At 68.1% G+C, this 1155-nt stretch carries 2 protein-coding genes; both read right to left on the reverse strand.

Features of this window, described 5'->3' with window-relative positions:
• Positions 1–25 precede the first annotated feature (25 nt).
• Entirely contained in the window at positions 26–610 is a 585-nt protein-coding gene (locus ACIREE_RS42710) for an IS630 family transposase (RefSeq protein WP_404165000.1), read from the reverse strand.
• Positions 607–1089: a winged helix-turn-helix domain-containing protein gene (locus tag ACIREE_RS42715; RefSeq protein ID WP_404165002.1), complete on the reverse strand. Its 483-nt coding sequence runs from the start codon at positions 1087–1089 to the stop codon at positions 607–609. Before ACIREE_RS42715 ends, ACIREE_RS42710 begins: the two co-directional genes overlap by 4 nt.
• Positions 1090–1155: the final 66 nt, after the last annotated feature.

The raw sequence follows: 1155 nt of genomic DNA on the forward strand, positions 1-1155 counted from the left end.
TACTGACCTTGAATGCGTGGTGTCGTCATGGCGGCTCGGGCTGGAGACCGGTGCCGATGAGGCAACCGTTGAGGACGCCGGGGCGGTACTGGAGCTGGCGTAGCCCCCGGCGGACAGCGGTGATCAGGTCGGCGGGATCGGCGAAGGCCCGGTTGGCCAGGACGGTGCGCCGCAGCACGGACCACATGCCCTCAACGGGGTTGAGATCGGGTGCGTAGGGCGGCAGTTGGAAGACTGTGAGCCAGTCACGGTCGGCGATGTAGCGGCGCATTCCTGCCGTGAGGTGGGTGTTGAGATTGTCCCAGACCAGCACGATGGGGCCGCCGAGCTGCTGGTGGGCGGTCTGGATCAGGTCGCGGTAGTCCTTCCAGGAGAAGCTTTTGCGCCCGTCGGGGCGTGCGTCGGGGCAGGGCCGGTAGATCAGCCGGGAGCGTTCGCCGGGCTTGTAGCAGGCCAGCGCGGCGACGGACAACCGGCGTCGGGACCGGCCCCGGACACGGACGACGGGGGTGTGACCGCGACGGGACCAAGTGCGGGTGGTCGGCGGCGTCATCGAGAAACCTGCCTCATCCTCGAACACGAGCCAGGCACCGAGCGCCGCCGCGGTCATTCCACGTGTGGCCAGGTCTTCTTCACCCAGCAGGCCACCGCCGCCTCGTCTCGCTCAAGGGCACGGCGGGCGGGCACCTGGCAGGTCCAGCCGTGCCGTCCGAGCAGCGCGGCGACGCCCTGGATGGTGTAGCTGATGTGGAACCGGCGTCCGATCAGCGTCTTGATCCGGGAGAGGGTCCAGGTCTGGTCCGGCCAGCCGTGCGCGACGGCGCCCTTGGACAGCTCGCGCTCCAGGACGCCGAAGAGCTCGTCGCTGAGCAGCGGCAGCGACGCCGGCCCCTTCGAGTTCAAGGCTCTAGGCCCGCCCTGCGACCAAGACCTGCGCCAACGCTGCACCGACCGGACGCTGACACGCAGTTCGTGCGCGATGTCTACGTTGTCGTCGCCCAGCCGAAAGCGAGCGGCCGCCTCCCATCGCAGCTTTTCGCGGAAGCTCCGTCGTTCGTCAGTCAGCCCACCGCCTTGCGCGTACCTCATGCACTCGGCATACCGCAGGGATCATGAACCGTCAGTCCTACCGACACCACGCTTTGAAGGTCAGTA

It is taken from the genome of Streptomyces sp. NPDC102467, from assembly GCF_044765445.1.
In the GTDB taxonomy this organism is placed as follows: domain Bacteria; phylum Actinomycetota; class Actinomycetes; order Streptomycetales; family Streptomycetaceae; genus Streptomyces.